This window comes from Paenibacillus sp. Root444D2, assembly GCF_001426375.1.
In the GTDB taxonomy this organism is placed as follows: domain Bacteria; phylum Bacillota; class Bacilli; order Paenibacillales; family NBRC-103111; genus Paenibacillus_E.
In genome coordinates this window covers 508,485-521,080 of record NZ_LMEO01000034.1, presented here as the reverse complement: position 1 = coordinate 521,080, position 12,596 = coordinate 508,485, and the positions used below count along the sequence as shown (strand labels likewise).

Sequence of the window (12,596 nt, the reverse complement as noted above, 5' to 3'; positions counted from 1 at the left end):
TTTCACTCTCCTATCGTTTCAAAGTTTGGATAAGTCGTCTTGCTTCCCCAAAGGGTGTATCAATAATTTCGTATATACGAAGATATACCGTAGTTTCAAACCGATCCAAGTCGAAATTAATGGTCTGTGTTCCGCTAACCAATTTGTTCTCTCCCGTAAACGAAAGAACCTTCGTTACCATAATTCTGTTCTTGGCATCGGCCAATTCAAGCCTCATCTTGGAGAAGCTTTGATCAACAACGACCTCATCCTGAAGCTTGATATTAAAATCCAAATTCAGCTTATACGAATAGGGTAAACTTCCCGATCCCATATTGTAGTTGGCCCCTGTCGACCAATCATTCAAAGTAACTTGAAAAGGGTAGAAGGCAAGGGACTTATCGCTTGTCTCCTCCATAACCTTTGTTTTGAAGGCAGCAAGCGGAATGTTGTAGGGCTCAACACTCTTCGTATCCAAAATTTGCATGGCCAGCTGCTCGCCTGTTTCCGTGCTCGGTATGATAAAAGAATAGTAAATGACATAGCTTATATTCGGAATAAGCGTTTCTACCAGCGTACTTTGTCTGGTGCCTAAGTACTTATTACCGCTTTTGCTTGACAACTCCGCTTGGAACTGAGGAACCTGTAATGGATTTTCGCTATGATTAAGCAGCTTGAACTTAGCAACTGCTGCTTTAAAGCCCCCGCCAGCGCTCTCATGCAATTGCAAATCCACCATGGATACATCTACTTCAGGTCGAATCAACTTGTATAACGGATCAAACTTAATAGGTTTATTCCATTCATACTCCACTAATTGATTCAAAAAGTGCAGATTACTCGTAGCTCCCGGCAATGCAATCGTTAATCTACCTATTAAATAATTGTTGTGCGTCTTGTCATCAACCGCAAAGTCTTCGGGCGTCAAGATGGATAAGCTCTTCAGTTCCGTTGTATTCCTAACTGGAATGGCATAATGGACATAATGCTGCTCGCCTGGTTCAAGTAACAGCTTATCTTGTTCCAACCTTTTGCCGGTATAAACCTTTTTGTCTGATACTCCGTTTATTCGAAAATCGGGTATCGTTGTTTTCTTATCCCCCTTATTCGTTGCAAGCAAACCTACAATCGTCATGGGTCCCTCTGGTGTATTCTGTTCATTAAGGCTAACCGGTTTGTATTCTATCGGGCTCGATAACACTGGAATCGTAAACGTATCTTCCCATTTCTTCGTCGTTGCTGGATCAGAAAGGACTGCCTTCTCCCCTTTCCATTCTATGGCGGATACAGGAATAGATATGATTCTCTTTTCTTCTTTGGGATAGACGAATTCATCCACATCCAACCACGAGAGTTCGGTCAATGAAAACGCGTCATACCGATCAACTACATTCATATAACTAAGCTCGGCAGTTTCTTTGGGTTGAATATTTTTGACATTAGCTTGACTAGGACGCATGATATATTCCAAGCCTTCTTGTGTCTTGACGCGAACCTCATATTCCGGGACCCCAGTCAAGCGATCTCCATTGTTAAATATGCGTACAACAGCGGCAATTCTTGTTCCTTCTGAGGTTGATTCATTTAAAATGCTTTTAACTTCCACCTTGATCGCATCGGTAAGTTGATAGCTAGTTGCACTCGATGACTGCGTGTATTTCTCATCTGCCAATGCATGAAAGGACGCAGATGGAATCACTAGAGAGACGGATAAGATGAACATGACCATCGTATGTTTCCAATTTATTTTCAATTCAAGTCACTCCATTTTTCATTATTGCTCTTCAATAGCCGTCATTTGGACTTTTTCTTTGTCTCTTAACTGATTAGGATTGGATTTAACGACCAAATCCCCTTCTTTGACTCCTGACAGCACTTCTTGATTAGGTTCATTTAGCCTGCCAAGTTGTACGCTGCGCTTCTCGACTATATCGCCCGATAGTACGAATACGAAGGCATCATCACCCTCTTTAACGATACTATACGTCGGAACAGTAGGAACGATTTGGTCTTTTTCCTCAGTCATTTGAATCCTTAGCTTCATGCCAGGCTTCAGGGTCAAATCTTTGTTAGGCACTTCTAAGTTGATTTCATAAGCTTTCGTTTGCGGGTCGATCACTTTGGAAAGATAACTAATTTTCCCTCGATACATCTGCTTAGTTCCTGCTATGTAGTAGGACAGCTCTGTCTTACCACTTAAGTGTCTCGTTTCTTCTTCCGATAGCTGTGCTTTAATTTTAATCGGATCCAATCTCTGAATGACACCAATGGTAGCGCCCGGCTGCAAGCTCATCCAGCCCTCTAACGGCATCTCCGATAACAGGCCGCTCACAGGGGCTTTTACTTCAAGGTTTTTCACGGTTTGATCAATCTGCTGTAAGGTAACTCGGGCATTTTTGAGCTGTGATTCCAACTCAGAAGTAGCATCAATCGGTTCCAAAGCGCTCAGTTTCTGCTTGAGCTGATCCAGATCCATGCGGGCATTCATCATTTGGTTTTCCATCTGATACAACTGGGCTTTCGTAACCAGACCGATATCATAGTCGTTCTTCATTTTATTGTAGTTCCGCAGCAAGGTCGTCATGCCTAGCTCCATTTTTTGAATGGCGTTACTCATTTCCAGCTTCTGGCTTTCCATTTCTTTTTTTGCTCTAATTTTTGCTTTTTCTATGGCTTCCTGAGCTGCTTTAACAGCAGCATCCGCTGCTTCTCGCTGAGCTGAGACCTCGCTTGATTTTAGTTTGACGATGACGTCTCCTTCTTGCACCATATCCCCGCGCTTTTTCAGGATTTGATCAACGTCCCCAGCCATCTTAGCTACCACGTCGAATTGAACGGAGGATTGAACTTCAGCCGCACGCTCGAGCGGATCTCCAATTTTTTGATTGATGACCTTAAATACTTTAACATTCTTTAACGCCTGTTCCTGAGATACAGAATTAGCATCCGGATTTAACGGAGCTGTATCTGAGCATCCGGCCAGAATTCCAATGCTTAGCGTCAAGATGCAGGCGGTTCTCACGACTCGCCGATGCGGCTTTCGTCTTTTTTGTCTCATTAGCTATAAACTCGCTCCCCTTACTTGCAATTTTTTACAGACAAAGGTTACAGATAAGTTTCCGCATGATGGTCTTTTATTTCGTTCATAACCACCCCAATCAGCTTGGCTTTCGCGAGCATAAGCTCCTCTTTCACCTTTTTGGCTGCGCCACGCTTCACCTTGCCATATTCCACAATGAGTAGTACCCCATCGCACTTGGTCGCCATTATTTTCGCGTCAGTTAACGTTAAGACCGATGGTGTATCCACAATGACCATGTCGTATCTGGTTCTCAATTCTGCTAAGAGATCATCCATAGATTTCGATGCTAATAAACTGGACGGATTCTGTTGCACAGGTCCTGTGGTCAAAATAGACAGATTTTCAATGATTGTTTCCCGTATGATCCCGTCCAATGCGTTCCGATTAACCAAATAATTCGTCAATCCAATACCATTATCTTCACCAAATGCAAGATGGATGGATGGATTTCGCAAATCCGCATCAAGCAGAATCACTTTTTTTCCGATCTGAGCATAAGCCACCGCCAAATTAACAGCAGTCGTCGTTTTCCCTTCACCACGGCCCGACGAAGTAATCGTAATCGTCTTCGCCTCGCGTCCGAAGACGGAGCATTCGATATTAAATCTTAAAGAACGATAAGCTTCTGAGGTGGAGGAATCCGGATGAATTTGCATCATAATCGCAGAATTATTGGATGGTTTTGGCATATGACGGTTCCCCTGCTTTTTTTCTAGATTTATTTTTTTGCTTGGTTCGCAATACTTTGTTTTTCACTTTTGGTATGTACCCTAATGTCGACACTTCAAATACCTGACGAATGTCTTCATCTGATTTTAACGTATCGTCTAATGCATCTAGCAGGAAGGTAAGCCCTATCATTACAGCCAAGGAGGCTACAAAGCTTAAAATAAGGTATTGATTTGATTTTTGGTTGATAGGTGTAGGATTGTCCTGTACTTTGGCTCTATTTAATATGGTGATATTATCAACTTTCATAATCTTGGGGATTTCGGATTGAAAGACATCCGAAACGGCGTTCGCTATTCTCGCTGCTCTTTCTTGGGAAAAATGCCGTACAACGATCGACATGACTTGCGTTTCATTGAGATTAGAAACATTGACGATTGAAATTAGTTGGTCTGTGGATACATTTAAATCGGGGTATCGTTGAACTACTTTATCCATAATAGCTGGGGTTCTAATGATTTCCTTATAGGTATTAATGAGGGACATGTTAACACCGATCGCTCCGTAATCGATTTGCTCCGTACCTGATTGATCCTGTTCAAAGGTTTTATTGACGATCAACTTGGTCGAAGCCTGGTAAATGGGCTGATAATGTGATGAGGTATACATAGCTGTTAGAATAGTCGTCACCAGTACGACTAAAACGATGAGCCACAAGCGCTTTTTTATAATCATTAAATATTCTTTAAAATTGATCTCCATGATTCCCCTCCGTAGGAAGTCTACTTTTGCATTCGGTAGCAAACCATTCATACTTTGATACTATTTGTATCATGATTATAGTACTACTTTAAGATACTTTTTGTATCATGTCAATACAATATTTGCTGTTTAGGTTCCAAAATGTATCAGATAAAATCCTCATAAAAAAAGAGAAGAATTCCTGTTTCAGGAGTCTTCTCTTGGATCTTTAACTCATCCCTATTGTCGTAATTCTACTTGAATCATTCGTTCGGTTTGAAAGGGTTAGAGCCTGCTGCAGAAGCATCGCAAGCAGCTTCCGCATCGAGCCTATACCAATTTTGCTCATAATATTAGCCAGATGAATTTTCACAGTTTTCTCACTGATGTAACAACTTTCAGCTATCTCACGGTTGGTGTATCCATGGGTAACAAGTAGAGATAGAATTTCCGATTCACGCTGCGTAAGGCCGTAATTCGCAAAAAACTGATGAAAAACCAGCTCTGGTTCCTTGGTTAGCTCCACATTTACGTAACTTTCATGTTCCGTAATCAACCTATTTGTCATCCGATAACTTCCTTTATATATATGTCTAATTGATTGTCAAACGATCTCATATTACAACTTCACTTATATGGATATGTCTTTCTCGACTTAGGTCCAGAAATGATTCGTCAATCTTAACAAGCGGGTTCGTATCATCCGTAGGATTAATATAAATGACTTCTCCCCAACGTCCGTCGGTTAGCTTTACAGTCCTGCCGATCAAATTCTGTATGATATTGGTAAGAAATACAGATACGATGTGGGGATCCAACTCTCCGAAAAAGCCTTTCCTCATCCGACTTACCACCTCGTAAAAGGGCATCATTTCGTGATAAGGCCTCTTCGATGACATCGCGTGAAAAACATCGGCAACAGCAACAATTCGGCTCATTCGATCCAACTGGCTATCCTTTAATTGCAAGGGGTATCCCGTGCCATCTGCCCGCTCATGATGCTGTAGCGCAACTAGCGCAACTCTGTAGTTAATCCCTACCGTTTCCTTAAGCATGTTATATCCTAGAATCGTGTGCCGCTTTATTTCGTCATACTCTTCGGTGGTTAATTTCCCCGGCTTCAATAGAATCTCTTGTGAAATCTTGATCTTACCAACATCATGCATCGTAGCTGCCAGTGATAATAACGCCACTTCATTGTCAGCCCAATTTAACCATTTGCCAATCAGCGTTGAGAGTATGCCTACACCAATATTGTGCTGATGCGTATACTCATCTTTCGCTTTGACAGCTTCAAATAATTGAAATAAATCGGGGTTCTCAGTAGTCTGCAGAACGATAGGAATCAAATCATTTTTGATTTCCAGCAGCGGGATCTTCTTCTGCGATTGAATACGCTCGAATAAGTCCTTGGCATATTGAGAAGCTTTTTGGACAAGGAGTTGAGAAGAATCTGGTGGGGATACAGAATCAAGCTTATGCTCATGCATGGTTGTCGTAGTGATACCCATAAAGTCAATGCGATGCTGCCGAAACAAATCCAAATGCTCTTGATTGAGAACCGATTGACTTGGCACTAAGACAAGTCCATGGCTTGTTGTCACATCGTATTTCAACATCTTACCCAATAGTTCTCTCAATAAAGCTCGCTCCAATTATTTCATAATATAACCATTTTCAATTATATACGACAAAATTAGTACAATCTATGGGTCGAAATCCCATATTTTATTGGAGAATGTAGGCTAAATCACCTACACCATTCCTATAAACCATCAAAAGTAGGACTATTGGTCTGCTTTTGATGTTCAATTGACGCCATATTCACATCGTGACATCCGTCTACCCTGCTGCATATAGTAAGTATCGACTAATCCGCTTCTACCTAAGGAGGAAATTGCGCAATGGCTTCAATTAACAAAAAAGATGAGCTTCGTGAATTGGAAACTGAATTAATACAGCCTGAAACTACTGAACAGTTCTACCCTGCTTCTTACCCACAAACTGCACCTTATCCATACGGCTATGCTGTACCGCAAGCTTACGCTTGGGTACCAGCTTATGATCCGCGCGGCTTAGGCGGCATGTTCGGACTTCCGGGTTTCCCTGGGCAACCTGGTCAGCCTGGCTTTCCCGGATCCGGCATGTCTCCTGGATTTCCCGGGCAGCCTGGTTTTCCTGGCCAGCCTGGCTTTCCAGGTCAATCCGGCTTCCCGGGCCAACCCGGCTTCCCGGGCCAACCTGGCTTCCCGGGCCAACCTGGCTTTCCTGGCCAACCCGGCTTCCCGGGCCAACCTGGCTTCCCTGGGCAACCCGGCTTCCCTGGGCAACAGCAAGGAGGAGAGCAAGCCCCCACTTCCGCGCCTCCAGCTTATACACCGCAGAAGCCGTTTAAAGCGGAAGGTGCCTCCGCTTATGCCGTAGACCCGGGAGGTATTCGCCGCTGCTTGTTTAATTTCACCTATGTCTGGCTCAGCAACGGTCAACAGTTCTGGTATTTCCCTACTTTTGTCGGACGCAATTCGATCGCAGGCTTCCGTTGGACTGGGTTCTCTTGGATGTTTTTCGGTATCGATTTGCGCTTCATCGACTCATTTACTTGTTAAAATAATACAAAAAGAAAACCCTGTGCCATTTTTTCATGTAGCGAGCTAGCTAGAAATAAATAAGCAAGCTTAGTTTGCTTATTGACTCTAATATCGAAGCATCTCGTCATATTAGACCACAGTGCGTGCTTATTAGCTGTTAAACGTTAATTTCAGAGCGTATTAGCCAGAGATAAGCACACCTAGCTTGCCTATGTCATCATAATAGGAATTATTAAGACAAATAAGCAACTTCAGTTGCCTTACTCACTTCATGGACCCTAAATTCCTATATGTAAATAAAGAAGGCTGCCATTCTCATCAAGAGGATGACAGCCTTCTTTTCTTCAACCTTCCTGCCAAGCAAATCTATATCCGATCCCAGGCTCCGTAAGGATATACTTCGGTCTTGTCGGGTCTTCTTCAATCTTTTTCCTCAGATGACCGACATACACTCTCAAGTATTGGCTGTCTGATTCATATTGCTGACCGCCCCAAACTTGTTTGAGCAATTGTTTATGTGTCATTACTCGTCCAGCATTCAAAGCAAGTACTTTCAACAAATCGTATTCGGTCGGTGTTAATTTGAGTTTCTCATCATTTAGCTCTACACTACGCTGAGATAAATCAATAACTAAATGACCCAGTTTCAACACTGGTTCATCCTGCGTCTTGGCGATATGCCGTAAGGCAACTCGCATGCGGGCCATAAATTCGCCCATGCCAAACGGCTTCGTTACATAATCGTCAGCGCCGCGATCCAATGCAGCAACTTTATCTTGCTCCTGGTCTTGAGCCGTAAGAATAATGATGGGCACCTGCGACCACTCACGGATATGCGCCAGCACTTCCATGCCCGTCATATCAGGCAATCCTAGATCTAAGACAATAAGATCTGGACGTACCATTGTGGCCTGCAGCAAACCTTCTTGACCGGTTGAAGCTTCAGCTGCTTCAAAACCGTGTGCGGTTAGAGTGACGCGCAGTAATTTTCGAATTTGTGGTTCATCATCAATGATTAAGATCTTCGCCCCTGTGGTTGTCATTCCTATCCCCGTCTTTCTCAGCGAATTGTAAAGGCAAGCTTATCCGAATAGCCGTTCCTCGATCCCCATTATTCATAGCTGCAATATGGCCGCCATGTGCTTCGACAATGCTTTTACAGATTGCAAGCCCTAGCCCTGTTCCTGGGATATGTTTGGTTAAATGGCCTCTATAAAATTTCTCGAATACCCGTTCCAAATCGCCTGAAGCAATGCCAGCACCCTCATCTTTGATGGTCAAATCAAGCATGTCTTGCTTGTGATCCGCTTCAATCACAATTTCACTTCCATCAGGCGAATACTTAATGGCATTACTAATCACGTTAATCAACACCTGTTCAATAAGAACCTCATCCATAGGCACCGATGGAAGATCTGGCGCAAGATGTATGTTTACTTTTCTGTGCAGCAAAGCGTCATTCAATTGCGTAAGCGCAACGCCTACAATATCCTCTACCCCGCACCACTGTTTATTTAAACGCAGCATGCCGCTCTCAATCCGAACCATACCCAGTAAATTGCCTACTAACCGGTTCATCCGGGTAGCTCCCTCACGTGTCGTTAGCAATAACTCTCGTCGATCTTCAGGACCGAAGACGTCTTCCCCTTCTAGTAGCCCGGTTACGGAACCAATGATGGTTGCCAGAGGCGTTCGCAATTCATGTGAAAGCGAGTCCAGCAGCGCGGTACGCAGCTTCTCTGATTCTGCCGTTAATTGCGCCACCTTGGCTTCATTCGCTAGTTTAACGCGAGATATCGCAACGGCTGCAAGATCCGAGAGTGCTTCGATGATCCGAATAAGTTCCGACATGTCAGACAGATTTCTATCGCCCACATGAACAGCAAGCACGCCATGGACCTGCTGATCCGTAGCTAAGGGGACATGCAGATCCGATGATTCCCCCAATGTAAGAGTCCCTCGACCCGCAATGGCATTATGTTTATTCACCCATGCGGCGATAGACAGGTGAGATTCATCACTGGCCCAATCCCCGCCATCCTTGGAGTAGGCTTCCAACTGCTGTTCACCCAACTGGTTGGGTAAAATGATTGCGGCCTTGGCATCAAGCGTATCAGAAACATGCTGAACTATTTGATTAAGTAGGACATCTAAGTCTGAAATAGCGGTAATCTTACTACTTAGCGCATACAGAGCAGCCGTACTTGCTTCTCTCTGCTGAGCTTGATGAATTTGACTCCGCAGTTTAGAAGCTAAGTTTGCCGTAAGGGCTGCAACAGATAAAAAAACAATAAACGATATCAAATAACGCAGATCTGAAACCGTTAGACTAAAAGTGGGAGGTACAAACAAGAAATCAAACGATAAAACCCCCATTCCCGCAGCAAAAAAGGAAGGTCCCCTCCCCCATCGTACAGCACTAAAAAGAACAGGAAATAGATATAGAAGGGCAATGTTAACTAGACCAAAAAAAGGGCCAAAAGCTTTTAGAAATAAGGTTACAGCAGCAATAAATAGAGCTGTATTAACATAAGATTTCCAGCTTCCAAATTCATTTGTTTTATTTACCATGTTTTCATTTTACCCTATTTCCCGAAGATTGCCACATATCATAATCGGCAACAATCAATACATCCATTGTACTAGCAAGCGGCACAAGCTTTTTGACAAGAGCGTCTTTCCACACAATGATTTGAGTGGCTCCCGCTTCACTTGCTCTGGAAGCAAACACCTGCGGAATTTGGTTGCGGTTAGCCACCTCTTGATACGAAAACTCGCCTCCAAGCCTATTCGTCAACCTCTCTAATGACTCTAGCTTCTGCTTCCACTCCTCTGCGCCTCCCATCGCAATAAAACTTACATGCCATATTGCTTTAAGTCGATGCGCAATCCGAAAGCCGCGACGAATTAAGCGATCAGCTTGTGAGATTTCCGTGACACACACGTAAATAACTTCTTTTCTTCGCCATGGGCCGCGAAGTGAGCTCTTGCGCTCCATAGATTCCAGACGTTCATCTACATCATCAGCGATTTCACGCAGCGCGAGTTCCCGTAAAGCGATCAAATTCCCTGTTTTAAAAAAATTGTTCAACGCTTGATCTACTTTTACCATCGCATAAATTTTTCCATCTCTCATTCGAAGCTGTAAGGCTCCAGGGGCAACATCGATTAACTGTACTTCATCCGCCATGCGAAGAATGCTATCGGGAACCGTTTCCCTAACTCGAATACCCGTAATTTGTTCCACGGCATCATTTAAGCTCTCGAGGTGCTGCACATTAACGGTTGCTATGACCGATATGCCCGCTTCCAGAATTTCCAGCACATCTTCATACCGCTTTTTATACTTACTGCTGGGTACATTCGAATGGGCTAATTCATCTACCAAAACCACTTCAGGTCTAAGACGTATGATACTTTCTGTATCCATTTCCTCCAGCTTTACACCTTGATACTGAATTTCTGCCCTGGGTATGACTTCAAGTTCCCCAATCTGTGCGATTGTCTCTTTTCTTCCATGGGTTTCAAGTAAGCCAATCTTCACATCAATCCCCTTTTTGAGCAGATCGTTGCCTTCTCTCAGCATCGTATACGTTTTACCGACACCAGGGGCAGCTCCAATATAGACTTTAAATCTACCTCGCTTGATTTTTTCGATTTTCGCTTCTACTTCTTGTTTGCTCAAACGTTTATATTTGTAAGGTTCCTTCAGCGAGTGGATATGAGCAGGCAGAATGCGCTCACCCTCCTGAGAAGCACGGTCAGCAATCAAGAACACATCGATATTTGTCGTTCTTTTTAACACGCCATTGATGACGGAGCCTTGTAAAAGAGTTTGCCATTTGGTTTGCTTAGAATGACCTAATACAATACGTGTTACATGATGAGCTATCGCATAGTCGACCAATATTTGAGGGATGCTGCGCCGGTTCCCAAAGGGCAGTTCCTCAAATTTGCCACCTATTTTTTGGACAAGCTTCATAATCGCCCTGCGAAAAGTGGCCGCCTCTTTGGTGAGCGGCTTATTGAAATTACGCAGCGTAACCACATGAAGATCACCATTCAATCGCTTAGCGATCTGTTGTCCTCTGCGCACATAAATAGAACCATTCCAATGATACTGCGTCGTTACAAGAATGCGCTCTGTCGCTCCAGATGGACCCAGAATCCCCATTTGTTCGCGATGTTCTTCCAGAGAATCGTTAACATCCTCAGCAACAAGACGAAGAGCCAGTTCACGCAGCACACCTAAATTACCGCGTTTGAATAAAGCTGTATCTTTATTCCCCTTTAAATGGCCTTCTTCCATTCGATTTAAAATCGTTTCCGGCGTCGCGTCGATTAATCGAACCTCATCAGCGAGTTCCAACGTATCTGAGGGAACGCAGTGCCCTACTTCAATACCTGTTAGTTTATGAGCAACCTCCATCGCCTCTTCCAGCTCATAGACATTCACCGTGGTAATAACACTAATATCATTTGAAAGTAAAAATTTAATATCGTCTAACCGTGATGGAAACCGCGCGCCTTCTCGATTACAGTGAGCTAACCCGTCTACGAGGACGACCTCCGGGTTTCTTTCGATTAATGCATCCAAATTGAGATCTTTTTGCTCGATTCCATCTTTGATCCAGTGAATGCTCGGTACCCTTTCCAGATCCCCCAATTGTTCCACGGTTTCCGGTCTTTGGAGCGTCGATACGGCGCAAATAACCACATCGATCCCCTGCTGCTTGAGGTTGTGCCCTTCGCGAAGCATGTGGTAGGTTTTACCTGATCCACTGACGGCGCCGATATATATTTTAAAACTGCCGCGGTGCAGTTTAGAGATGGAATATAGGATTTCTTCCGGTGTTTTTCTTTTGAAACCTTCCAAATGGCAACATTCTCCCTTCTCCCGAAAATGTGCAGAAACCACTCTCATGATAAACGAGAGTGGCTGTCTGCTTATCTCACAATTTCACTTGCTTAAGCAGTTCCATATTTAATTCAGTCACATTGACTCTAGGCTCACCGAAAACTCCGAGTTGGCGCGCTTTTGAATGCTTATCAATGAGGTCATTGAGACTTTTCTCGGAAATCCCCGTTTCCTTGCTAATTCTCGGCACTTGAGCCTTTGCCCCTTCTGGAGACAAATCCGGATCAAAACCGGAACCGGAGACCGTGACTAAGTCAGCTGGAATTTCCGTTAGATTAGGATTTTCTTGCTTCAAGGCATCGATTTTCTCTGCCATTGCCGCAGCATAATCACTTGAAGCCACCGCTGTATTGGAGCCCGATGAGGCAGTCGGATCATACTTGGCTGCAGATTCTCTTGGATGGAAGAGTTTCGGAGACTCAAAGGGTTGAGAGAGTAATTCCGATCCAATCACGCCACCGCCTGATTCTATGAGACTTCCATTCGCTTGTTTAGGGAATAAGACCCCGGCTACACCTGTCGTTACGAGTGGATAGATGAGCCCACAGACGATCATGAAAAATAAAGACACACGAACAGCTATAAAAAACGATTTCATAAAGCTATCTCCTCGTTTCTC

At 43.8% G+C, this 12,596-nt stretch carries 11 protein-coding genes; 1 reads left to right on the top strand and 10 read right to left on the bottom strand.

All coding sequences use genetic code 11. The features are described from left to right. Positions 1-10 precede the first annotated feature (10 nt). The 6 genes from ASD40_RS20585 to ASD40_RS20560 all read right to left on the bottom strand — a co-directional run bounded on the left by ASD40_RS20585 (position 11) and on the right by ASD40_RS20560 (position 6,111). A complete protein-coding gene (locus tag ASD40_RS20585) occupies positions 11-1,732 on the bottom strand; it encodes a hypothetical protein (protein WP_057304997.1) in 1,722 nt (573 codons plus the stop codon). A 21-nt stretch (positions 1,733-1,753) separates the two neighbouring features. Next, complete coding sequence (locus tag ASD40_RS20580) at positions 1,754-3,037, bottom strand: efflux RND transporter periplasmic adaptor subunit (protein ID WP_057304996.1); 1,284 nt, start codon at positions 3,035-3,037, stop codon at positions 1,754-1,756. Positions 3,038-3,084: 47 nt separating this feature from the next. Next, entirely contained in the window at positions 3,085-3,750 is a 666-nt protein-coding gene (locus tag ASD40_RS20575; RefSeq protein WP_057304995.1) for a CpsD/CapB family tyrosine-protein kinase, read from the bottom strand. Next, positions 3,731-4,492 (bottom strand): YveK family protein, encoded by a 762-nt coding sequence (locus ASD40_RS20570; RefSeq protein WP_057304994.1) that lies wholly within the window; start codon positions 4,490-4,492, stop codon positions 3,731-3,733. Before ASD40_RS20570 ends, ASD40_RS20575 begins: the two co-directional genes overlap by 20 nt. 208 nt (positions 4,493-4,700) lie before the next feature. Then, positions 4,701-5,039, bottom strand: coding sequence for a helix-turn-helix domain-containing protein (locus tag ASD40_RS20565; protein WP_057304993.1), 339 nt, complete (start codon positions 5,037-5,039; stop codon positions 4,701-4,703). A 46-nt stretch (positions 5,040-5,085) separates the two neighbouring features. Beyond that, a complete protein-coding gene (locus tag ASD40_RS20560; RefSeq protein ID WP_057304992.1) occupies positions 5,086-6,111 on the bottom strand; it encodes an HD-GYP domain-containing protein in 1,026 nt (341 codons plus the stop codon). A gap of 504 nt (positions 6,112-6,615) precedes the next feature. Between ASD40_RS20560 and ASD40_RS20555 the strand changes: the two genes are divergently transcribed. Continuing rightward, complete coding sequence (locus ASD40_RS20555; protein ID WP_057305124.1) at positions 6,616-7,077, top strand: collagen-like triple helix repeat-containing protein; 462 nt, start codon at positions 6,616-6,618, stop codon at positions 7,075-7,077. 326 nt (positions 7,078-7,403) lie between these two features. Here the strand turns inward: ASD40_RS20555 and ASD40_RS20550 are convergent, their stop codons facing one another. The 4 genes from ASD40_RS20550 to kdpC form a co-directional block, all read right to left on the bottom strand. Beyond that, the gene (locus tag ASD40_RS20550) at positions 7,404-8,102 is read right to left on the bottom strand and encodes a response regulator (protein ID WP_057304991.1); all 699 of its coding nucleotides are present in this window, start codon (positions 8,100-8,102) and stop codon (positions 7,404-7,406) included. After that, positions 8,068-9,630: a DUF4118 domain-containing protein gene (locus tag ASD40_RS20545; RefSeq protein ID WP_057304990.1), complete on the bottom strand. Its 1,563-nt coding sequence runs from the start codon at positions 9,628-9,630 to the stop codon at positions 8,068-8,070. Before ASD40_RS20545 ends, ASD40_RS20550 begins: the two co-directional genes overlap by 35 nt. 4 nt (positions 9,631-9,634) lie before the next feature. Beyond that, positions 9,635-11,935: a histidine kinase gene (locus ASD40_RS20540; protein ID WP_057304989.1), complete on the bottom strand. Its 2,301-nt coding sequence runs from the start codon at positions 11,933-11,935 to the stop codon at positions 9,635-9,637. A gap of 76 nt (positions 11,936-12,011) precedes the next feature. Beyond that, a complete protein-coding gene (kdpC, locus tag ASD40_RS20535) occupies positions 12,012-12,575 on the bottom strand; it encodes a potassium-transporting ATPase subunit KdpC (protein WP_057304988.1) in 564 nt (187 codons plus the stop codon). Positions 12,576-12,596 lie beyond the last annotated feature (21 nt).

Bases quoted from the DNA above. Each gene is read 5' to 3' on its own strand.
- ASD40_RS20550 (WP_057304991.1), bottom strand. From the start codon at position 8,102: ATGACAACCACAGGGGCGAAGATCTTAATCATTGATGATGAACCACAA.
- ASD40_RS20555 (WP_057305124.1), top strand. From the start codon at position 6,616: ATGTCTCCTGGATTTCCCGGGCAGCCTGGTTTTCCTGGCCAGCCTGGC.
- ASD40_RS20570 (WP_057304994.1), bottom strand. From the start codon at position 4,492: ATGGAGATCAATTTTAAAGAATATTTAATGATTATAAAAAAGCGCTTG.
- ASD40_RS20545 (WP_057304990.1), bottom strand. From the start codon at position 9,630: ATGGTAAATAAAACAAATGAATTTGGAAGCTGGAAATCTTATGTTAAT.
- kdpC (WP_057304988.1), bottom strand. From the start codon at position 12,575: ATGAAATCGTTTTTTATAGCTGTTCGTGTGTCTTTATTTTTCATGATC.
- ASD40_RS20565 (WP_057304993.1), bottom strand. From the start codon at position 5,039: ATGACAAATAGGTTGATTACGGAACATGAAAGTTACGTAAATGTGGAG.
- ASD40_RS20575 (WP_057304995.1), bottom strand. From the start codon at position 3,750: ATGCCAAAACCATCCAATAATTCTGCGATTATGATGCAAATTCATCCG.
- ASD40_RS20580 (WP_057304996.1), bottom strand. From the start codon at position 3,037: ATGAGACAAAAAAGACGAAAGCCGCATCGGCGAGTCGTGAGAACCGCC.